Origin of the sequence: Paraoerskovia sediminicola (assembly GCF_030296575.1) — a bacterium.
Classification (GTDB): Bacteria; Actinomycetota; Actinomycetes; order Actinomycetales; family Cellulomonadaceae; genus Paraoerskovia; species Paraoerskovia sediminicola.
The window spans coordinates 2599102-2620954 of record NZ_AP027729.1 but is presented as its reverse complement, the minus strand read 5'-3'; the positions used below and the strand labels follow the sequence as shown (position 1 = coordinate 2620954).

Sequence of the window (21853 nt, the reverse complement as noted above, 5' to 3'; positions counted from 1 at the left end):
CTCACAGCGCCTCCCCCACCCACATCGTCGCCGCCGTCGCCGACGGGAAGTACTTGGCCTTGACCGCATCGCTGGCGCGCGAGCACGCGAGCTGCACCTGCTCCATCTCCTCCGGGAGGTCGGCGAGCACGTCCTCGAGGGGTCGGTACTCGAGCCGGTTGCGCACGATCCCGATCTCTCGGCGCGCCTCGTCGGCGATGCCGCGCCGGGCGACCGCCGGCTCGAGGTCGCGCAGCACGGAGTCGGCGGTCTCGAGCGCGTGCACGATCGACCGTGGGAACAGCCGGTCGAGCAGGAGGAACGACGCCGCGCGCTCGTCCGAGGCCAGACCGCGATACGCCCGCAGGTACGACTCGTACGCGCCGCAGGAGCGCAGCAGCGTGCTCCACCCCGGCCCCGACGCCCCGAGCCGCGTCTGTGTCGTGATCAACCGCGCCGTCATGTCGGCCCGCTCGATCGAGCGCCCCAGCATCATGAACGCCCAGGTCGAGTCGCGGCTCGTCGCGGAGTCCATGAGGCCCGCGACGATGGCGGCCCTCTCGCGTGCCCATGCGAAGTAGTCGTGCGGCCCGGCGAGCCGGATGCTCCCGCCGGCCTGGTTGCGCGTCGTGTTGAGGCACTCCCACAGCTCGGTCGAGATGATCTCGCGGGCGCGGCGCGCGTTCTCGCGGGCCGCGATCAGCGCCCCCGCGATCGACGACGGCACCGCCGAGTCGTACGCCAGGTCCCGCATGACGAACCACCGGTCGACCGGCGTCCCGTCGTCCGGCATCGGCCGGTCCATGACCGTCAGCAGGGAGCGGCAGGCGAGCTCCTCCTCGGCCCACGGGTCCTCGGAGAGCATCTGGATGTGCACGTCCAGGATCCGCGCGGTGTCGTCGGCGCGCTCGACGTAGCGCCCGATCCAGAACAGCGACTCGGCGATGCGGCTCAGCACGAGGCACCTCCCGTCGATCGCTGCTCTTGTTGCTGCTGTTGCTGTTGCTGTTGCTGTTGCTGTTGCTGTTGCTGCTGCTCGAACTGCTCGCCGCCCGCGGAACCGCCGTCGGAGGGGTTCGACGTCATCGGGACCGCGGCCGCGTGCTGACCCGACCCGAGGGCACCCTCGGCGCCGATGGCGCGCTCGACCTCGTCGTCCGGCACCTCGTCCTCGGCGGGACGCGCCCCCGCTGCCCGCGGCGCGCTGAGCGCCCACGTGTCCTTGGACCCGCCGCCCTGGCTGCTGTTCACCACGAGCTGCCCCTCGGGGAGCGCGACGCGGGTCAGGCCGCCCGGGAGGACGAACACGTCGTCCCCGTCGTTGACCGCGAACGGCCGCAGGTCGACGTGCCTGGGGCCGAACTTCCCGTCCACGAAGGTCGGCGACGTCGAGAGCTGGATCACCGGCTGGGCGATCCACCCGCGCGGGTCGCGCTGGAGGCGCCCGCGCATCGCGGCGATCTCGTCGGGCGAGGCCGCGGGCCCGACCATGATCCCCTTGCCGCCCGAGCCGTCGACGGGCTTGACGACGAGCTCGTGCAGCCGGTCGAGCACCTCGGTGAGCGAGTCGGGCTCCTCGAGACGCCACGTGTCGACGTTCGAGATGATCGGCTCCGCGTCGAGGTAGTAGCGGATCAGGTCGGGCAGGTACGTGTAGACGAGCTTGTCGTCCGCGACGCCGTTGCCCAGCGCGTTCGCGAACGTCACGTTGCCCGCCCGCGCGCAGCCCACGATGCCGGGCACCCCCAGCGCCGAGTCCGCGCGGAACTGCACGGGGTCGAGGAAGTCGTCGTCGATCCGCCGATAGATCACGTCGACCCGACGCCGTCCCCGCGTCGTGCGCATGTACACGCGACCCCCGGCGCAGAACAGGTCGCGCCCCTCGACCAGCTCGACACCCATGAGCCGGGCGAGCAGGGAGTGCTCGAAGTACGCGGAGTTGTAGACGCCCGGGGTGAGGACGACGACCGTCGGGTCCGGGACGCCGTCCGGCGCCGCCTTGATGAGCGCGGCGAGGAGCCGCTGCGGGTACTCGCCGACCGAGCGGACGCGCATGCTCGAGAAGAGCTCGGGGAAGGTCTGCGCCATCGCCCGACGGTTCGAGAGCACGTAGCTCACGCCGCTCGGGACGCGGACGTTGTCCTCGAGCACCCGGAAGCTGCCGTCGACGTCCTTGATGAGGTCGATGCCCGAGACGTGGACCCGCACGCCGTTCGGTGGGCGGATCCCCGCGGCCTCGCGCAGGAAGTGGGGCGAGGAGAGGATCAGCCGGCGGGGGACGACGCCGTCCGCCACCACCTGCTGGTCGCCGTACACGTCGTCGAGGAACGCTTCCAGCGCCCGCACGCGCTGGGCGACCCCCGCCTCGATCGTGGCCCACTCGTCGTGCTCGATGACCCGTGGCACCACGTCGAGCGGGAAGGGCCGCTCCTCGCCCGCGAAGTCGAACGTGACGCCCTGCGCCAGGTAGGCCCGGGCGAGGCTGTCCGCGCGGGACGCGACGCCGTCGGCGGTGAGCTCGGTCATCGTCTCGTGCACGCGCTCGAATCGCGGCCGCACGGCCCCGTCGGGCGCGAGCAGCTCGTCCCAGGCCTTGCCCTGGCGGTATCCCTCGAACAGGTCCGTCATGGCCCGGACCGTACGCGTGACGTGTGACAGATGCATGTCGGGCAGGTCACGCGGGCATCGCGGTCCGGGGACGAGCACCGGCGTACCGCCGCCGCCCCGCCGGCACTGCACCGGCCCTGCATCGGCCCTGCCGGCTCCTGTGGGCACCTGCGGACGGCCCGGGTCCGAGGCAGTACATTGCTGCGCGTGGCGAGCTCCAGGTGGTTCCGGGTCCTGACCGACGTCGTCCGTGCGATCGCTGGTTCCGGGTCCAAGACCCGTTCAGGGCCCAGGTCCGGGTCGCGGGGCGGCGGCGGACGACGCGGCGCGGCTCCTGCGCGGCCGTCGCCGTCGGGCGGCGGCACCTACCCCGGGGACTACACCGGCACGGTCCGCGCGGAGTACTCGCCGGCGCTCGACGGCGACGCCGACCCGGGCGAGGTCGTCTGGACGTGGGTGCCGTACGAGGACGACCACCGCCAGGGCAAGGACCGCCCGGTCCTGGTCGTCGGACGCGACCGGTCCTGGCTGCTGTGCCTCATGCTGACGAGCAAGGACCACGACCTCGACGCCGCCCAGGAGGCCCGCTGGGGTCGGTACTGGCTCGACATCGGCTCCGGGCCCTGGGACCGCCAGGGACGTCCGAGCGAGGTGCGCCTCGACCGCGTGATCCGCATCGACCCCGGCGCGGTGCGGCGCGAGGGAGCGATCATGCCGCGGTCGACGTTCGATGCCGTGGTCGCGGGCCTGGGGAAGCACGGCCACTAGACCGGGCGGCTCCCGGTGAGGCCCGGCAGGCAACGCGCGAGCGGCCGAGACGCTTCACCGGCGAGCGGCACCCGGTGTGATGCACACCGGGCCCCCGCGGCTGGATCGCCACCCCCGGATGCTGCTATCGTGGGAGGTCGCGTGTCCGCCCAGGTCGGCGGGCACTGTCCCAGTTCCTCTCCAGGGGTTCCCCACCCCCAGTCCCGGAGCTGTGACCGCCCTCTACGACCTATTCGATCGCTTCGGCGAACACACCTGGAGTCTCTGAACGTGGCAAACATCAAGTCTCAGATCAAGCGCATCAAGACGAACGAGAAGTCCCGTCTGCGCAACAACGCGGTCAAGTCGGAGCTGAAGACGCACGTCCGTCGCGTCCGCGAGGCCGTCGCCTCGGGCGACAAGGACGCCGCGACTGCCGCGCTCGCCACGGCGTCGCGCAAGCTCGACAAGGCCGTCTCGAAGGGCGTCATCCACCAGAACCAGGCAGCGAACCGCAAGTCGGCTCTCTCCCTGAAGGTCAACGCGCTCTGACGCGTCCCTGACGCACACAGCACCTCACGAGAGGCGCCGCCCGCACGGGCGGCGCCTCTCGCGCGTCCGGGCACGGGACCCGGAGCGGGTCAGCGTCCGCTCGACCGCGCCACGGTCAGGACGGCCCGCTCGACCGCGAACACCGGGTCGCGCCCGCCGCCCTTGACCTCCTCGTCGGCCTGCGCGACAGCAAGGATCGCCGCGGCCAGGCCCTCGGGCGTCCACCGGTTCAGCTCGCGCTTCGCCCGGTCGATCTGCCACGGCGCGAGACCGAGCTCCTTGGCCGACGGACCGCCGCTCCCCCGCATCGCGGCGACCTTGGCGAGCGCGCGCAGCTTCATCGCGAGGGCCGCCACCAGCGGCACCGGGTCCGCCCCGGTGTCGAGGGCGTGCCGCAGCAGCGCGACGGCCTCACCGGTGTTGCCGGCGACGGCCTCGTCGGCGACCCGGAACCCCGTCGCCTCCACGCGGCCCCCGTAGTAGCGGTCGACCACGGCCACCGTCACCGAGCCGGTCGTGTCGGTGACCAGCTGGGAGCAGGCCGAGGCGAGCTCGCGCAGGTCGTTGCCCAGGGCCTCGACGAGCGCCCGCACCGCCGCCTGGTCGATACGTCGCGACGCCGCCCGGAACTCCGCGAGGACGAACGCGGCGCGGTCCGCGTCCTTCTTCACCGGTTCGCACGCCACCACCGGGGCTCCGCTGCGGCGGATCGCGTCGAGCATCTTCTTGCCCCGCTGGCCGCCTCCGTGCACGACGACGACCGTCGTGCCGGGGTCGGGCGCCTCCGCGTAGGCGACCATGTCGGTCACGAACGCGTCGGAGCACGCCTCCGCACCGCGCAGGATCACGACCTTCGCCTCACCGAACAGCGAGGGGCTGGTCGCCACCGAGAGCATCCCGGCCTCGTAGGTCGCGGCCTCCAGGTCGACGCGCTCGGTCTCCGGGTCGTTCTCTCGGAGACGCTCGACGACGCGTGCGACCGCCCGGTCGGCGAGGAGGCCCTCGGTGCCCTGCACGAGCACGAGCGGCGCCGGCTCGACCGACCTCCAGTCGAGACCCTGAGCGGCGGACGACGGAGCGGACCTGGGTGGCATGCGCCTAGCGTGCCACGGGCCACCCCCACCGCAGCACCGCGAGCGCGGCGGCCGTCAGCGCCGCGAGGAGCACCGCCCCGCCGACGCCCGGCACCCACGGGAGCGCGGCCGCCGGCAGACGCGCGAAGAAGGTCGCCACGGCCGCGATCCACCAGGTCGCGAGGCCGGCGCACCAGGCGAGCACCCACGCGGCGCCGCCCCACCAGGGCGCCACGAGCGCGGCCATGACGCCGAGGACGGTCGCCGGGGCGAGCGCGAGCGCGGCCAGCAGGTTCGCCGGCACCGCGTAGATCGCGAGGGACGGGTCGAGGAGCACCAGGACCGGTCCGCAGGCGACCTGCGCGGCGATCGGCACGGCGACGAGGAACGCCGGCTGGCGCCCGCACCACGGCGTCAGCCGCGACGCGATCGGGCCGGTGAGGGTGACAAGCCCGGCGGTCGCCGCGACGGACAGGACGAACCCGAAGGAGCGCGCGAGCCAGGGGTCGACGACCAGGAGGACGACGACGCAGGCCGCGAGCGCCGGGACGGCCCGGGCCGGTCGCCCGAGCGCGGTGCCGACGAGCCCGACACAGCCGGTGGCAGCGGCGCGCAGGACGCTCGGGTCCGGGCGGACCAGGAGGACGAAGCCCACGACGGCCGCGCCGGTGACGACGACCCGGACCCACCGGGGCGCCCGTGCCGTCGAGCAGCACCACCCGATCGCCGCGACCACGACCGCGAAGTGTCCGCCGGACACCGCGGTCACGTGGGTCAGCGACGTGGCGAGCATCGCGGCCTCGATCTCCTCGGGGACCCGCGTGGTGTCACCGATCGCTGCCCCCGGCACCAGGCCTCTGGCCTGGGGTGACAGTCCCGCGGTCACCTCCATCATCGCGCCGCGGACCCGGGCGACCGCTCCGAGCACGGCCCCGGGCGGTTCGACTACCTGAGGCGGCCCACGCGGTACGAACCCGGCGACCTCCTCGGCCCCCGGGTGAGCCGTGCCGAACCGGCCGTCCGCGATAACGACGGCTCCCACGGCGATCTCCGACCACTCCGGACCACCGACGACGTCCACCGTTCCCGCTCCCCGCTTCACGACGCCCCGGGCCGAGACCCCGTGGACCCGCAGCGCCGTCCGGACCCCCTCCGGCTTCGACCCGAACGTCGTCGCCGGGACGGGGTCGGCGACGACGGTGCCGATCACGCATCCCGTCGCGCCCGTCGACGCGAGCTCGGCCACACCGCCCGCCTCGCCAAGGTCCGCACGGACCCCCACGACGGCGAGCACGGCGCCCGCGACCGCGAGCACGAGGAGCACCTGCCCTCCCACGAGCGCCGCCGGTCGCCGGGTAGCCGACGAACCGCTCGCTCGCGCCCGGCGCCGCGACGCGGAGACGAGCCCCACCGCCACGACGAGCAGCAGCACTGCCAGCAGCACCGTGACCGGCCACCGTGGCATCGACGCGGGTCCCGTGCGCGTCCCGACCCACGCGCAGATCCACGCCACCACGGCAGACGGGACGAGGCGCAGGTCGGTCGTGGTGGTCACGCCCGCACCAGGTCCCGCAGTCCCTCCAGCACCACCGGCCCGATGCCGGGGACCTCCACCAGCGCATCGACCGAGGTGAACGCGCCGTGCTCCTCGCGGTGCGCGACGATCCTCGACGCGAGCACCGGGCCCACGCCCGGCAGAGCCTCGAGCTCCGGCTCACCCGCAGCGTTGACGTCGATCAGGTCCGCGCCACCACCAGCCCCGCCTCCCGCACCCGCACCTGCGCCGCCGCCCGCCCCTGCGCCACCGGCCGCCGTGCCCGGCCCGACCGCCGCGGCGGGGCCGGCCGCCTCGGCCGCCGCCTCCTCGACCGACGGGACATACACCTGCTCGCCGTCCACGAGCGGGCGCGCGAGGTTGATCACGTCCAGCTCGGTGTCGGACGACGGTCCCCCGGCCGCGGTGATCGCCTCACCGACACGCGACCCGGCGCTCAGCTCCACGACCCCGGGCTCCTCGACCTCTCCCGCGACGTGCACCACGAGGCTTCCCGCGTCGGCAGCGCCGGCGCCAGCGACCCCGCCATCTCCCGTCGCCTCGCCCTCGGGCCCGCCGGCGCCCTCGACCCCACCACCGACCGCGTCCTCGACCCCAGCGTGGTCGGCGGACCCCTCAGAGTCACCGGCAGACCCACCGACCGACCCCGCGGTCGCCCCGTCGCCGGTGTCGGTCCCCGCGTCGCTCGCGGACGCCGCCGCAGCGGGTCCGTCGGCGACATCCGCGAGTGATACGGAAGGGTCCAGGTCGTCGACCGGGATCGCGCCCTGAGCGCGGTCCCACGCCAGCAGCACGACGACTACCGCGAGGAGCACGACGGCGATCGTGCCGACGACGGCGGCCCTCAGGTCCACGCCGATCCGGAACCGCGGCGTGCCACTGGCGTCCGGCTCCGCGGCCGCCGGGACGTCGTTCTCGTCCCCGCAGGCGCTGTCGCCCTCACGGTCGTCGTCACGCTCGATGTCGCCCGAGGCGGCGCGCCCGACATCGGTCGCACCACGCACCTCCGTCGCGCCTAGCGCCCCCGGCGCGCCCCGCAGCGGGACGACCGCCTCGTGCTCGAAGCCCGGCTGTGCGGCCGGGTCACCGTGTACCGCCCGCGACGCGTCGACCATGGCGCGCAGCGCGGCACGCGCCGGGCTGGCGGCGTGGGGCTCTCGGAGCACCGCCAGGCGCCGGGTCGGAGGGTTGCGCAACGCGTCGAGCCGCTCCGCGCGGCGGGCGTCGTCTGTCGAGGTTCGGGCTGGCACGGTCGGACGCTACGGCGGTGGGCGATCCCGCTGATGACCTCGGCCCTCGCCTGTGGGCCGCCGCACGGCGTGGGTCGTGTGGACGACCCAGAAGCGCTTCGCAGCCGGCCCGACCCCGGCCCTTCACGCTCCGGCGCGCCCCGGACGACGCTCCACCATCCGGCAGCGCGCCAGCCCTAGGGCGCCTACTGCACGCGCGCGGAGTCCGGCGCGGTCTCGGGCGCGTCGTCCGCCACGATGATCGCCAGCACCCCGACCCCCACGTGCGCACCCACGACGGCGCTGACGGGCGTGACGTCCGTCGGCACGTCGAGCTCGGCCCCGAGCCGTCCGGCGACCTCGCGGGCCAGCGTGTCGTCCCCGAGGTGATGCACCGCGAACCGGGGCGCGTTGCGCCGTCCGGCGCTGTCGAGGGCGACCTCGATCAGGCGGTCGACGGCCGCGGTCCGCGTGCGGACCTTCTGCACGACGACGATCGCGCCGTCGCGGACCGACAGCAGCGGTCGGACCCCGAGCACGCTCCCGAGCGCGGCGGCGGGGGCGCTGAGCCGGCCACCGCGGCGTAGCTGGTCGAGGGTGTCGACCATGAACACGGCTCGGCTCCGCCGGGCCACCGCGCGCGCCCGGTCCTCGACCGCTGCGGCGCCGCTCCCCGGGCGGCCTCCTGCGCCGCGGCGAGGGCGGCGAAGCCGAGCGACATCGCGACCGTCCGCGAGTCGACGACGCGCACCGGCACGGGCGAGCGTCCGGCGGCCGCGGTCGCGGCCTGCAGCGTGCCCGAGAGGTCGGCCGACAGGTGCACGGAGACGATCTCGGTCGCCCCGGCGTCCGCGGCGCGGCGGTAGGCCTCGAGCAGGGCCTCGGACGACGGCTGCGACGTCGAGACCACGGCACCGGCCCGCAGGTACGCGGCCAGGTCGTCATCGGTGATCTCCGTGCCCTCGGCGTACGACTCGTCGCCGACGATCACGGTCAGCGGCACGACCTGGAGCGTCAGGTCGCCGAGCGCCCCGCCGGGGTAGCGCGTGGCGAACCCGTCCGGGAGCGACGCGGTCGAGTCGGTGACGACCGCGACGCGCCCCCGGGCGCGCCCGGACCGGCCGGACCGTTCGCACCTGGGCGCGCCACGTCGTCAGCCACGTCAGGCCGGGACGATGTTGACGAGCTTCGGTGCGCGGACGATCACCTTGCGCACGCCGCGCCCGTCGAGGTTGCGCACGATCGCGGGGTCGGCGAGCGCGAGCACCTCGAGGTCGGCGTCGGAGATCGACGGCGGCACCTCGATGCGACCGCGGACCTTGCCCTGCACCTGGAGCACGCAGGTCACGGTGTCCTCGACGAGGTACGCCTCGTCGGCCACGGGGAACGGCGCGCGGGCGAGCGACGTGTCGTGCCCGAGCCGCGACCACAGCTCCTCGGCGAGGTGCGGGGCGAACGGCGCGGTCATGAGCACGAGTGGCTCGACGGCGGCGCGCGGCACCGAGCCGAGCGACGTCAGGTGGTTGTTCAGGCCGATGAGCTTGGCGATCGCGGTGTTGGGGCGCATCCTCCATCTCGACCGTCACGTCGGCGATCGCGCGGTGCACGGCGCGCAGCGTGGCGGTGTCGGGCTCGTCGTCCGACACCGTGAGCGCGCCGGACTCCTCGTCGACGACGTTGCGCCACAGGCGCTGGAGGAACCGCTGGGACCCGACGACGGCGCGCGTCTCCCACGGGCGCGACAGGTCGAGCGGACCCATCGACATCTCGTAGACGCGGAACGTGTCGGCGCCGTAGGCGGCGTACATGTCGTCGGGCGTGACGACGTTCTTGAGCGACTTGCCCATCTTCCCGTACTCGCGGTTGACGGGGGCGCCCTGGTAGGTGAAGACGGGCTCGCCGTCGTCACCCTTGCCTTCGACGACGTCGTCGGCCGGGACGTACGCCCCGCGCGCGTCGGTGTACGCGTAGGCCTGGACGTAGCCCTGATTGAAGAGCCGACCGAAGGGCTCGCGCGAGGTGACCTTGCCGAGGTCGTAGAGCGCCTTGTGCCAGAAGCGGGCGTAGAGCAGGTGCAGCACCGCGTGCTCGACGCCGCCGACATAGAGGTCGACGCCGCCCGCGACGCTCGCGGTCCCGTTGTGGTTCGGACCCAGCCAGTAGTCGTCGAGCTTCGGATCGACCATCTGCTCGGAGTCCGTCGGGTCGAGGTAGCGCAGGTAGTACCAGCACGACCCCGCCCAGTTGGGCATCGTGTTCGTGTCGCGTCGGTACTGCTGCGGGCCGTCGCCGAGGTCGAGCGTGACGTGGACCCAGTCGTCGTTGCGGCCGAGGGGCGGCTCCGGGGACGAGTCGGCGTCGTCGGGCTCGTAGGTGCGCGGGGCGTAGTCGGGCACGTCCGGCAGGTCGACGGGCAGCATCGCGTCCGGGATCGCGACCGGGCGGTCGTCTGCGTCGTAGACGATCGGGAACGGCTCGCCCCAGTAGCGCTGGCGGCTGAACAGCCAGTCGCGCAGGCGGTAGGTCACCGTGCTCTCGCCGGCGCCCTGGGCCTCGAGCCAGTCGATGATCGTCCGCTTGGCGGTCGGGACGTCCAGCCCGTCCAGCTGGATCCCGCCGGTACCGGTGGCGGACGGCGCGGCGGAGTTCACGACGACCCCGTCACCCGTGTAGGCGGCGTCCTGGTCGATCGCGGCGACGTCGCCGCCCGGAGCCACGGTGTAGATCACGGGCAGCTCGAAGGCGCGGGCGAACTCGAAGTCGCGCTGGTCGCCGCCGGGGACGGCCATGATCGCGCCGGTCCCGTAGCCCATGAGCACGTAGTCGGCGGTGAAGACCGGCACCGGAGCGCCGTTGACCGGGTTGTACGCGTAGATCCCGGAGAAGACACCGGTCTTCTTGCCGGCGTCGGCCTGGCGCTCGACCGCGGTCTTCGCCTTCGCCTCGGCCCGGTAGGCGGCCACGGCGTCGGACGGCGTCGCATGCCCCCGGTCCAGGCGTCACGCGTGCCCTCGGGCCAGTCGGCGGGCGCCTGGTCCAGGACGGGGTGCTCGGGCGCGACGACCATGAAGGTCGCGCCGAACAGCGTGTCGGGACGGGTCGTGAAGACCTCGACGCCCTCGAGGCCCGGGACGGCGTCGCTCGTCGTGCCCAGGTCGTCGGTCGGGTCCACGTAGACGGCGGGTCCCTCGTGCAGCGGGAACCGGACCGTGGCGCCCTCGCTGCGACCGATCCAGTTGCGCTGCATCGCCTTGACCTTCTCGGGCCAGTCGATGAGGTCGAGGTCGTCGGCCAGGCGGTCGGCGTAGGCGGTGATGCGCATGTTCCACTGCCGCAGGCTGCGCTGGAACACGGGGAAGTTGCCGCGCTCGGAGCGACCGTCGGCGGTGACCTCCTCGTTCGCGAGCACGGTGCCCAGACCGGGGCACCAGTTGACGGGCGCCTCGGAGACGTACGCGAGCCGCTGCGGGTCGATCACGTCGCGACGCTCGCCGGCGTCCAGGTCCTGCCAGGTGCGGCCGTCCGCGACGCCCTCGGGCAGCTCGCGGGTCCCGGCCTCGTACTCGGCGACGAGCTCGGCGATCGGGCGCGCGCGGCCCGTGCCGCCGTCCGGCCGCACGGCGTCCTCGTCGTACCAGGAGTCGAAGATCTGCAGGAAGATCCACTGGGTCCAGCGCACGTAGTCGGGGTCGATCGTCGCGAACGTGCGCCGCGAGTCGTGCGCGAGGCCGAGGCGCCGCAGCTGGCGCTTCATGTTCTCCATGTTTGCCTCGGTCGTGGTGCGCGGGTGCTGACCCGTCTGCACCGCGTACTGCTCGGCGGGCAGGCCGAACGCGTCGTACCCGAGGGCGTGCAGCACGTTGTCGCCCTGCATCATCCGGTAGCGGCCCACCACGTCCGTGGCGATGTACCCCAGGGGGTGGCCGACGTGCAGCCCCGCGCCCGACGGGTACGGGAACATGTCCATGACGAAGTACGGCGGGCGGTCCCCCGCCGGGTTCCCGTCGCCGTCCGTCAGCGAGCCGTCCGGGTTCGCCGCCCAGAACGTGCCGCGCTCCTCCCAGCGGTCCTGCCAGCGGAGCTCGATCTCCTCCGCGAGGGCCGGGGTGTAGCGGAACGTCGGGGCATCAGGCAGGTCCTCAGGCACAGTCACACGTTCGAGTTTACCGGGGTCCGCACGCCTTCCCGGTCGACCGCAGGTGCGTCGGCGGCGTCGGGGACCTCGCCGGGCCCGCCGCCGTCGGCCGCGCCCCGCGCGTCAGTCCCACCGGCGGTCGGGACGTCCTCGACGACCGGTGCGACGTCGTCGGACGCCGGGGCACGACCGCGGCCGAGGACGACGATCACGACGAGCCCGACGAAGGTCAGCACGGCGCCGGCCCACGCCGGGGCGAGGTAGCCCCAGCCGGCCGCGATGACGAGACCTCCGACGAACGCGCCGGTGGCGTTGCCCACGTTGAGCGCGGAGTGGCACAGCGCCGCACCGAGCGACGGCGCGTCGGGCGAGAGGTCCATGAGGCGCGCCTGCATCGCGAGGCCTAGCACCTGGGAGGTCACGCCGAGCAGGAACAGGACGACGACCGCCGCGACCGGCTGCTGCCCGGTCAGCGCGAAGAGGACCAGCACCGCGATCGTCGAGACCAGGCCCAGGTAGACGGTCTTCATGACGTGCCGGTCGGCGAGCCGCCCGCCCAGCAGCGTGCCCACGGTCATGCCGATGCCGAAGATCGCGAGCACGATCGGCACCGTCCAGGACGGCATCCCGGTCACCTCGGTGATCGTCGGGGCGACGTAGGAGTACACGGCGAACATGCCGCCGAACCCGATCGAGCACCCGACGAAGCCGATCCACAGCGGCGCGTTGCGCAGCGCACCGAGCTCCCGCTTGACGCTCGAGTCCTGGTTCCCCGCGCCGTCCGGCACGAGCCGCCACAGCGCGGCCAGGGTGAAGAGGCCGAGGACGCCGATCAGCACGAAGGCCGACCGCCACCCGAGGCTCTGGCCGACGAAGGTCGAGAGCGGCACACCGACGACGTTGGCGATCGTGAGCCCGGCCATCATCGTCGCCACGGCCCGCCCGCGTCGACCGGGACCCGCGACCGCGGCCCCGACGACCGCCCCGACGCCGAAGAAGGCGCCGTGCGGGAGACCCGCGAGGAAGCGGCCGGCCACGAGCCACCCGAGGCTCGGCGCCGCCGCCGAGAGCACGTTGCCGATCGTGTAGGCGGCCATCAGGATCAGCAGGAGGCGCTTGCGGGGCATCCGCGCCGCGAGGACGGTCAGCACCGGGGCGCCCACCACGACGCCGACCGCGTAGGCCGTGATCGTGTGGCCCGCCGCGGGGATGCTCGCCCCGAGGTCGCTCGCGATCTCGGGCAGCAGGCCCATGGTCGCGAACTCGGTGGTGCCGATCGTGAACCCGCCGATCGCCAGGGCGAGGAGCGCTCCGGGCAGCCGGGCACGGCGCTGGCCGGCGGGCCGGGTCGACGGCTGGGACGTGGGCTGCGTCGTGTGCTGCGCGGTCATGTGGTCCTCCGTCGTGGGTCGTGCGGGTCGAATCGATTCGAGAGTCGGGTCGACGGCATCGGCAACACGAACGGGGTGATGCCCCGAGCCTACGGGGCCGCGCGGATCTTGGCGAGGGGTCGGGTCGAGGGCGGCGGGAGGTTGCTCGAGGTCGGCGCTAGTCGCGCAGGGCACCGCAGGACGCTGAGGAGCCGCCCGCAGCCGGGCGCGGGATCAGTCCGCGAGCACGACCCAGATCGACGACGCCGCCGGGAGCCCGAGGTCCACGGTGCGCTCCTCGTCCGACCCGGACCAGGTGACCGCGATCGTCCCGGCGAAGTCCCGGCGCTCGGTCACCGAGAGTGCGACGTCGAGGTCGATCCCGAGCTCGGCGAGGTAGCGCAGCACGTCCGGGTCGGAGTCCGAGATCCGGGCCACGACACCGGTCCCGCCGGCCGGGACGTCGGCGAGCAGCACCGCCGGGATCTGCTCGACGTGCCCGTCCGCGGTCGGGATCGGGTCACCGTGCGGGTCCCGCACCGGCCGTCCGAGGGCCTCGTCCATCCGTTCGACCATCCGGTCGGAGACGGCGTGCTCGAGCACCTCGGCCTCGTCGTGGACCTCGTCCCAGGAGTACCCGAGCCGCGAGACCAGGTACGTCTCGATCAGCCGGTGCCGGCGCACCATGTGCAGGGCCGCTGTGCGGCCGGCAGCCGTGAGCTCGACGGTCCCGTACCGGGCGTGGTCGAGCAGGCCCTGGTCGCGGAGCCTGCGCACCGTCTCCGAGACGGTCGAGGCCCCGACCCCCAGGCGCTCGGCGAGGAGCTTCGTCGTGACCGGCTCGTCCGACCACTCCAGCGCGGACCAGACGATCTTGAGGTAGTCCTGCGCGACCGTCGTCAGCTCCTCGTGGTTCACCACGCGCGCCACCTTATCCGGCAGGGGTGGCGGACGGCGTCGCACCCCCGGTCGCGTCGGCGTCGGCAGGCACCTCGGTCGGCTCGTCGACGGCGGCGTCCTCCGCTCCCCCGGACGGGTCGCCGTCGGAGGCCTCGGGAGCGTCGTCCGAGCCGGCACTCGGGGTCGCCGAGGGGCTGTCCGTCGCGGCACGCGGCGCGCCGTCGGTGGGGGCGCCGGTCGGGGCGTCGGTCGCGACCGCGACGGGCTCGCCCTCCTCGTCGACGGTCGGCGTGAACGGGAGGAGGACGGGCATCGGGATCCGGGGCCCGACCTGCGCCTGCTGCGCCGGGTCGACGGACACCACCTGGTAGTCGACGAACCGGCGACGGTCGGGGTCGAACCGCAGCACCGTCATCTCGGCCGTGCCGTGCAGCGGGCCGACGGTCGGCTGGTTGAGGATCGCTCCCGCGGTCGACGAGTTGATGTACTGGATCCCGCCGCCCACCTGGACCGGGTCGACCCGCTTGTGGAGGTGTCCTGAGACCTGCATCGGGACGCATCCCGAGTCCAGGACCCCGTTCCCGACGCGCGGCGTGTGCAGGAGGAGCAGGTCGACCCCGGCGCCGTCCGCGCACGCCGTCTGCGTGAGCTCCCGGGTCTGCTCGTCGGGGGTCAGGTCGTCGTCCGCGACGCTCGACCCGGTCAGGACGTTGGTCTGCAGCGCGTCGTGGTCCCCGAGGATCCGCACGCCCGCCACCTCGACGACGGACCCGTCGAGCACGGTCGCGCCCTGGGCGCGCTCCTGCGCCGACGTGGTCGCGCTGTCGTGGTTCCCGTCGGCGACGACGAGCGGGACGCCGTCCGGCAGGGCGCCGGTGAGCGCGGTGACGCACACGTCCTCGACCGAGGTCCCGTTCATGGTCGTGTCCCCCGCGTCGAGCACGACGTCCGCCCCTGACCGGATCGCCGACGTCGCGATCAGCGGGGCCATCCCGGTGTTGCAGTGCAGGTCGGACACGACGAGGAACGTCACGTAGTCGTCGTCCGCGGAGGCCTTGACGACCGGGCCGCGCAGCCCGACGGAGGCGGCGATCGCGTCGATGTTCTCCTGCGCGAGCCGCTCGTCCCACGCCGCGTCGAGCTTCTCGTCGGCCGTCGCGTAGAAGCGCTCGTTGTCCCGGTACGTCTCGAGGAGCTGCGTCCCGTACGTGTCGACGATCCCGGACAGCCTGCCCGTGATGCGCGCCCCCTCGAGACCCGTGCCGGCGAACACCGGGCTCGCGCTCCCCTCCGGCTCCGGTCCCCGGATCGTGCCCGAGCTGAGGGTCCCGGCCACGAGGACCAGGACCAGCGCGCCCGAGGCCACCTCCCAGGTCCGCGGCGCGATCGACCGGGCGAGCTCTCGCCGCCGCGCCGACCCCAGCAGGAGCCAGCACGAGATGATCACGATGACGACCACCGCGATCGCGATCAGCGTGCGCCAGATCGCGTCCGTGACGAGCGCGTGGATCGCCGAGGAGATCGTGGCCTCGGGGCTGCCGAAGAACTGCAGGTAACTCTGCGCGTCACCGGCGAGCGCGTCGAGCGGTGTCGACTCGTCCAGCTCGCGCAGCTGGGACGGGATCTCCCCGACGACCACGTCGACCCCGATGCCGAGGGGCGCCGGCGAGTCGATCTCGAGCGACCCCAACGGGCCGAAGTCGACGGTCGCGAGACCGTTCGTCGTGATGTCGTACTCGGCCTCGTGGGGCCCGAGGCTCAGGTTCGCGGTCGCCGTCGTCACCCCGAACGTGAGGCACGCGACGAGCACGGCGAGGGCCAGCAGGACCCAGCGGACCCACCGACGGGACCTGCGGCGCGCGATCATCACCCCAGGGTTCTACACCACGGGGCCGCAGGTCGAACCGGTCGCCACGCCACGCCGCGGCTCGCTCAGCCGTCGGCGTGCCGCAGCGCGACGAGCGCCAGCACGGCGGCGCCCAGCATCGTGACCACCCCGATACCCGCGGTGACCGCCACGCCGCTGCCGAACGCGGTGTGCGCCGAGTCGAGGAGAGCCTGCGCCTGCTCCGCCGGCAGACCCGCCGCTACCGTCGTGGCCCCGCCGAGGGTCTCGGTCGCGACCGCCGCGTCGGCGTGGCCGACACCTCGGGGCACGACGAGGTTCGTCGCGTACGACGCCGACAGGATGCTCCCGAGCACCGCCGTGCCGAGCACCGCGCCGACCTCGTAGGCGGTCTCGGAGATCGCCGACGCCGCGCCCGCCTGGGGCGCGGGTGCCGAGGACAGCACGAGGTCGTTCGAGAGCGTCTCGGCCGCCCCGATCCCCACGGACAGGAGCGTGAACGCGACGACGAGGGGCCAGAGGGTCCCGTGGCCGCCGAGCACGGCGACGATCCCGTACGCGGTCGCGGACAGCAGGAGGGCACCCGCCACGACCCGGGCGGGCGTGACGCGCCGCACGACGCGGACCACGAGCAGGCCGGCAACGATCATGCAAACCATGCCGGGGAGCAGGGCGAGCCCCGCGACGCTCGGGCCGAGGCCGATCACGAGCTGGAGGTCCTGCGACGCGAAGTAGAGGAACCCCACGTAGCTGAAGATCGAGAGCAGGTTGATGAGGACCGACCCGCTGAACGCCGGGTTCGCGAACAGCCGGACGTCGAGCATCGGGCGCTCGCGCCGCAGCTGCCGCCGGACGAACAGCGCACCGGCGGCGACACCCACGAGGATCGCGAGCGCCGCGACCGCTCCTGCGCCTCCCTTGCCGAGGACCTTGATGCCCCACACGACCGGGGCCATCGTCAGCACGGACAGCGCGATCGACACGACGTCGACCGGACCGGGCTCGGGGTCACGCGACTCGGGGACCAGCACGGGCGCGAGGACCAGGAGGAGGACGAGCACCGGGACCGCGATGAGGAACACGGAGCCCCACCAGAAGTGGTCGAGCAGGAGACCCCCACGATCGGGCCGAGTGCGGCTCCGGCGGCGAATCCGGTGGCCCACACGGCGACCGCGAGCCGCCGCTCCTGCCGGTCGGTGAAGATGTTCCGCAGCAGCGACAAGGTCGCCGGCATCAGCATCGAGCCGAACACGCCGAGGCCGACCCGCGCCGCGATCAGCGCCTCGGCGCTCGACGACTCCGCCGCCACGACCGACATGGCCGCGAAGCCGACGGCTCCGACCAGGAGCAGGCGCCGGCGTCCGACGCGGTCGGCGAGCGACCCCATCGGGACCAGGAGGGCCGCGAGGACGAGGGGGTAGATGTCCACGACCCACAGGAGCTGCGTGCTGGTGGGCGTCAGGGACGCGGAGATCTGCGGCAGCGCGAAGCTCAGGACGGTGTTGTCGATCGAGACCAGGAGCACCGGGAGCATCAGCACGGCGAGCGCGAACCACCGGTTGCGTGCGGGCGCGACGGGGCGCCGGCGTGCCCGCCGGAGGAGCCTCGTGCGCGGGTCCGGCTCGTGGTTCGTGGGCTGCAGCAGGGTCGTGACGGACATGGCAGGGCCTCCTCTCGGGGTTCGGGGGGACGTGGAGCGCTCATCGGGTCCAACCGTCCGGACGGTGTAGTAACCCGTCCAGACGGTACAGTAACCGGTCGCCGGTAGGGTGGCAAGATGCCTCCCGCACCCGTGGCCCGCGAGAAGGTCCTCGAGGCCTTCGCGACGATCCTCGTCACCCAGGGCGAGCGCGCCGCCACTCTCGAGGCGGTCGCCGCTCAGGCCGGCGTCTCGAAGGGTGGCCTGCTCTACCACTTCGCCTCGAAGCAGGCGCTGGTCGACGGGCTCCTCGGCCGGCTCGTCGACCTCGCGGCGGCCGACGTCATCGAGATGCGCAGCGCTCCCGCAGGGCCGGTCGACCACTTCCTGCGGACCTCCGCGCAGTCGGACACCGACTTCGACCGCGTCTACGTGGCCGTCACACGACTGCCCCAGGACACCTACCCGCAGGCCCGGGCCGCGCTCGACGAGGCGCACCGGGGGTGGCAGGCCGCGGTGCTCGATGCGGTCGGCGACCCGGTGCTCGCGCGCGCCGTCGTCCTCATGGGCGACGGCCTCTACCTCGAGGCCTCCCGCACGGGCGACTGGGATGCCGACTCCCGGTCGCGACGCCGCACCGACGCGCACGTCGACGAGCTCCTGGCGCTCGTCGACCGCATCAGCGGCGCGACAGGCGCCCCGGCCGACGGCCGGTCCGAGGGCGCGACCGCCGGCTAGTCAAGCGCCACGACGACGGAGGCGCCGGCCGCTCCCACAGCGACCGACGCCTCCCCTGCAACCGCACACCTCATGCGGTCCCCGCCCTGTCGCACTCGCGTGCCGGGCGGGAGCTCTCTCCCTCGTACGTCAGGCCGAGGACCTCTCGGCCGACGCGTCCTTCGCCTTCGTCGTCGACTTCTTGGTCTTCTTCGACGCCTTCGAGCCGCTCTTGGTCCCCTTCGTCGACGAGCCGGAGCCCTTCGAGCCCGAACCCTTCGCACCGGAGTCCTTCGTGCCGGACCCGCCCGAGGACGACCCCGGGACTTCTCGACGCTCCGGCGCAGCGCCTCCATGAGGTCCACCACGTCTCCCCCGCCGCCGCCCTCGTCCTGCTCGCCGAAGGTCTCGGCGGTGTCGAGGGCGTCGCCCTTCTCGATCTTCGCATCGATGAGCTGCTGCAGCTGGACCTGGTAGTCGTCGGCGTAGTCGGACGGCGTGAAGTCGGCCTCGTAGCTAGCGACGAGCTGGGCGGACATCGCCATCTCCTTGTCGGTGACCTTGGGCGACTCGTCGAGGGACGGGAAGGCGGGCTCCCGCACCTCGTCGGCCCACAGCAGCGTCTGGAGCACGAGTACGTCGTCCCGCACGCGCAGGGCCGCCAGCCGGGTCCGCTGCCGCAGCGCGAACCGGACCACCGCCGTCCGGTCCGTCTCCTCGAGCGTGCGCCGCATGAGGACGTACGCCTTCGCCGACTTCGAGTCGGGCTCCAGGTAGTAGCTCTTGTCGAGCAGCATGACGTCGATCTGCTCGGTGGGGACGAACTCTACGACCTCGATCTCACGGTTCTTCTCGGCGGGCAGGGACTCCAGGTCCTCCTTGGTCACGACGACGGTCTGCTCACCGTCCTCGTACGCCTTGTCGATGTGCTCGAACGGCACGACCTTGCCGCAGACCTCGCACTTCCGCTGGTACCGGATGCGGCCGCCGTCGGCGTCGTGCACCTGGTGCAGCGGGACGTCGTGCCCCTCCGTGGCGCTGTAGACCTTGACCGGGACGTTGACCAGCCCGAACGTGATCGCGCCCTTCCAGATCGCCCTCATGGCCCAATGGTCGCGCCGACGGGCGCACCCGGCCACATGACCGGCCGCACGACCGTTCGACGGTATTGCCGCCCCCGGACATGCGTCGCCTATCAGGTATCGCTGATCAGGTGTAGTTGAGAGTTACCGGAGCCTCTGCGCCAGCAGCCGAGATCGGCGAGCATCCGCATGTTTCTGACGTTTTCATGGAGTCGAGTCCAACGAATGGCCCTCCGGTTGGCGGGTTGTTTCTGGTTCTCCAGAGGTACTGACGCCCTGCGCCTCGACCCAGCTGCTGTAGCGAGGCATAACGTGCTACTTCAGTTTGGTCGACGCACTCGACCCGACGGCAGACCACATCCGAAGCGACATCTTGCGCACCGGCCGCGTCCGAGGCGTCGCGAGGCTCACATCCGGATTCACCGACCCCGCCCCGCGAGAGCCGCTGGCGCAGTGAATGCTCAGCGCACAGATGGGGCAGGTCATGTTCGAATAGCGCGTCACGCTTGTCGCCGACCTCACCGACACCGTGCTGGCGACCTCCGCACGAACCGACCTCGTCTCGGTTCTGGTCGCGAGCCTGGGCACGCGAGGCCAAGTGCGCGCACACTCTCTCCGCTTCGCGCGGCCCATGCGAACAAGGCTCACTCCTCGGGTCGACGACTTCGACGCCCGCGACGCATCGCACGGAGCGCAGGCTCGAGATATTCCCGCCCTGCTCTCCCAACGACACGGAGGTACCCCGAGCCTCGGCAACCGTCGCCCATCTGATCCGCGACGGCCACCCCCAGATGACGCCCTCTGGGGTCGACGCATGGGAGCCGCCCCCGTCGTGTCGAGCATCGAACGCGCCGCAATTGTGGCGTTTGAGTTTACGAACTGGCGCGACCCCACAAAACCCGAGAGAATGCCACACGATGACGACCGAGCTCGAAACCCACGACAGTTCTGATGACGAGCCCGACACCGAGATCGAACTCATCAGCGACGGCGAGGGCCTGGTCGTTCTCGGAAGTCCTGCCGCCGTCGAGCGCTTCACCGCATCGACGGGTCAGCCATCGCAGGCACTGAACCTTCATCGCCTCCCATCGATCGCCTCCAAAGGCGGGTCGGCGATGCAGACTGCGTCGGAGGTCTCCGCCAATGCCGGCCGGTGGATGAAGCTCACGGAGGAGTCGGCCCGAGCCGCACACGGTGCGGACCTCGTGCAGCGTTCAGGCGGCCAGTTCGTTCAAGCCACGACTCGGGGCGCGAACAACCAGTTCGCGAAGAACCTGCAGTTCGTCGCCAAGCCAGGAGCGATGTTGAACAACCCGGCGATCCTCGCGGGCGTGGGCGGCATCATGGCCCAGTACGCCATGCAGATGCAGATGGAGGAGATCACCGAATACCTCGCGAAGATCGACGCGAAGGTCGATGACGTCCTGCGCGGCCAGAAGGACGCGGTTTTCGCCGACATGATCGGTGTCGAGTTGATGCTCGACGAATCCACGGTTATTCGTCACGAGGTAGGACGGGTCTCGGAGGTGACCTGGTCGAAGGTGCAAGGATCGGCAGCGACCATTGCGCGCACGCAGGCATATGCGGGTCGCCAACTCGAGGGCCTCGCCGAGAAGGTCGAGCGTGAGACGAAGATCGGTGCCCTTGCCGACCTCTCGAAGCAAGCGCAGGACACGGTCGTTGAGTGGCTCGCGGTGCTCGCCCGTTGCTATCAACTGCAGGACGCACTGGCTGTGCTCGAGATCGATCGCGTGCTCGATGCCTCTCCCGATGAGCTCGACCGCCATCGCCTTGCATTGCACACTGCGCGCCAGCGGCGGTTGGATGCCATCTCGACCGTCACATTGCAGCTCGTCGCCCGGATGGACGCAGCCGCAAGCCGCGCGAATGCCAAGGTGTTGCTTAACCCGGTCTCAGCGAAGGTCGTCGTGCACGCACGCAACGAGGTCGCATCTGGGGTCAGGGATCTCCATCTGGCCCTCGGCCTGGTGGACGAGCGCGAGCTCGTCGAAGCGCGCCGCTGGTCGGCCGCTGCGGTCGAGGCGCGCGACGACGTTGTCGTCACGGGCAAAGACGGCCTGCAGGCCGCCAGCCGATTCGGCACGGAAGTGTTCGAGAACACCCGGATGACGACGGGACGGCTCGCGGGGAAGATCGCGAACCGCCTGCAACGCTCAAGCGATAGCAACACTGTCGAAAGTAGCGAAGCCGAGAGTGCGGAGCGCTGAGGTGGCACTGCTCGAGCCTGACTGGGAGCAAGGCGCCTCGGCACGCTCACCGAGCCACTCCGGTGGAAACCGACAGAGCCAAGACACAATCGCCCAGATCGCGCCCGAGCTCGTCGCCGTGATACGACGCGTCGTGCGCACCGACCGGCCCGTGCGCGACGAATTGCGCGCCAGACTCCGTTCCTCGCGCAAAC

At 72.4% G+C, this 21853-nt stretch carries 13 protein-coding genes and 3 pseudogenes; 4 read left to right on the top strand and 12 right to left on the bottom strand.

What is annotated here, in order from left to right; translation table 11 throughout:
* Position 1: 1 nt before the first annotated feature.
* Together QUE47_RS12085 and QUE47_RS12080 are read right to left on the bottom strand one after the other, a co-directional pair.
* The gene (locus QUE47_RS12085) at positions 2-937 is read right to left on the bottom strand and encodes an alpha-E domain-containing protein (protein ID WP_286217489.1); all 936 of its coding nucleotides are present in this window, start codon (positions 935-937) and stop codon (positions 2-4) included.
* Entirely contained in the window at positions 931-2607 is a 1677-nt protein-coding gene (locus QUE47_RS12080) for a circularly permuted type 2 ATP-grasp protein (protein ID WP_286217488.1), read from the bottom strand. Before QUE47_RS12080 ends, QUE47_RS12085 begins: the two co-directional genes overlap by 7 nt.
* A 186-nt stretch (positions 2608-2793) precedes the next feature.
* Here QUE47_RS12080 and QUE47_RS12075 point away from each other — a divergent pair, with 186 nt between their 5' ends.
* Both QUE47_RS12075 and rpsT read left to right on the top strand, forming a co-directional pair.
* Complete coding sequence (locus tag QUE47_RS12075) at positions 2794-3354, top strand: type II toxin-antitoxin system PemK/MazF family toxin (RefSeq protein WP_286217487.1); 561 nt, start codon at positions 2794-2796, stop codon at positions 3352-3354.
* A 270-nt stretch (positions 3355-3624) separates the two neighbouring features.
* Positions 3625-3885: a 30S ribosomal protein S20 gene (gene rpsT / locus QUE47_RS12070; RefSeq protein ID WP_286217486.1), complete on the top strand. Its 261-nt coding sequence runs from the start codon at positions 3625-3627 to the stop codon at positions 3883-3885.
* An 89-nt stretch (positions 3886-3974) separates the two neighbouring features.
* On the opposite strand, the gene holA is transcribed toward rpsT, so the two are convergent.
* The 9 genes and pseudogenes from holA to QUE47_RS12025 form a co-directional block, all read right to left on the bottom strand.
* Positions 3975-4979, bottom strand: coding sequence for a DNA polymerase III subunit delta (gene holA, locus QUE47_RS12065; protein ID WP_286217485.1), 1005 nt, complete (start codon positions 4977-4979; stop codon positions 3975-3977).
* A 4-nt stretch (positions 4980-4983) separates the two neighbouring features.
* The gene (locus tag QUE47_RS12060; RefSeq protein WP_286217484.1) at positions 4984-6513 is read right to left on the bottom strand and encodes a ComEC/Rec2 family competence protein; all 1530 of its coding nucleotides are present in this window, start codon (positions 6511-6513) and stop codon (positions 4984-4986) included.
* Positions 6510-7763, bottom strand: a complete 1254-nt coding sequence (locus QUE47_RS12055; RefSeq protein ID WP_286217483.1) for a ComEA family DNA-binding protein — start codon at positions 7761-7763, stop codon at positions 6510-6512. The genes QUE47_RS12060 and QUE47_RS12055 overlap by 4 nt, the downstream gene beginning before the upstream one ends.
* 185 nt (positions 7764-7948) lie before the next feature.
* A pseudogene (locus tag QUE47_RS12050) lies at positions 7949-8778 on the bottom strand (DegV family protein); the annotation flags it as partial.
* A 126-nt stretch (positions 8779-8904) separates the two neighbouring features.
* Positions 8905-11877, bottom strand: a pseudogene (leuS, locus tag QUE47_RS12045) (leucine--tRNA ligase).
* 14 nt (positions 11878-11891) lie between these two features.
* Positions 11892-13268 carry an MFS transporter gene (locus QUE47_RS12040; protein WP_286217482.1) on the bottom strand — a complete coding sequence of 459 codons (1377 nt, stop codon included), beginning with the start codon at positions 13266-13268 and terminating at the stop codon, positions 11892-11894.
* 213 nt (positions 13269-13481) lie between these two features.
* Positions 13482-14165, bottom strand: coding sequence for a metal-dependent transcriptional regulator (locus tag QUE47_RS12035; protein WP_286219493.1), 684 nt, complete (start codon positions 14163-14165; stop codon positions 13482-13484).
* 13 nt (positions 14166-14178) lie between these two features.
* The gene (locus QUE47_RS12030) at positions 14179-16014 is read right to left on the bottom strand and encodes a metallophosphoesterase family protein (RefSeq protein WP_286219492.1); all 1836 of its coding nucleotides are present in this window, start codon (positions 16012-16014) and stop codon (positions 14179-14181) included.
* A 65-nt stretch (positions 16015-16079) separates the two neighbouring features.
* Positions 16080-17653, bottom strand: a pseudogene (locus tag QUE47_RS12025) (MFS transporter).
* A 117-nt stretch (positions 17654-17770) separates the two neighbouring features.
* Between QUE47_RS12025 and QUE47_RS12020 the strand changes: the two are divergent.
* On the top strand, positions 17771-18370 hold the full coding sequence (locus QUE47_RS12020; protein WP_286217481.1) for a TetR/AcrR family transcriptional regulator: 600 nt from the start codon (positions 17771-17773) through the stop codon (positions 18368-18370).
* Here QUE47_RS12020 and ku read toward each other — a convergent pair.
* Positions 18367-19452, bottom strand: coding sequence for a non-homologous end joining protein Ku (gene ku, locus QUE47_RS12015; protein ID WP_350227555.1), 1086 nt, complete (start codon positions 19450-19452; stop codon positions 18367-18369). The two genes, QUE47_RS12020 and ku, sit on opposite strands and share 4 nt — an antisense overlap.
* Positions 19453-20348: 896 nt before the next feature.
* On the opposite strand from ku, the gene QUE47_RS12010 reads away from it, so the two are divergent.
* A complete protein-coding gene (locus QUE47_RS12010) occupies positions 20349-21659 on the top strand; it encodes a hypothetical protein (protein WP_286217480.1) in 1311 nt (436 codons plus the stop codon).
* Positions 21660-21853: the final 194 nt, after the last annotated feature.

Coding starts and splice junctions, on each gene's coding strand:
- QUE47_RS12080 (WP_286217488.1), bottom strand. CDS start 2,607: ATGACGGACCTGTTCGAGGGATACCGCCAGGGCAAGGCCTGGGACGAG.
- holA (WP_286217485.1), bottom strand. CDS start 4,979: ATGCCACCCAGGTCCGCTCCGTCGTCCGCCGCTCAGGGTCTCGACTGG.
- QUE47_RS12040 (WP_286217482.1), bottom strand. CDS start 13,268: ATGACCGCGCAGCACACGACGCAGCCCACGTCCCAGCCGTCGACCCGG.
- QUE47_RS12030 (WP_286219492.1), bottom strand. CDS start 16,014: ATGATCGCGCGCCGCAGGTCCCGTCGGTGGGTCCGCTGGGTCCTGCTG.
- QUE47_RS12020 (WP_286217481.1), top strand. CDS start 17,771: ATGCCTCCCGCACCCGTGGCCCGCGAGAAGGTCCTCGAGGCCTTCGCG.
- ku (WP_350227555.1), bottom strand. CDS start 19,452: ATGAGGGCGATCTGGAAGGGCGCGATCACGTTCGGGCTGGTCAACGTC.
- QUE47_RS12010 (WP_286217480.1), top strand. CDS start 20,349: ATGACGACCGAGCTCGAAACCCACGACAGTTCTGATGACGAGCCCGAC.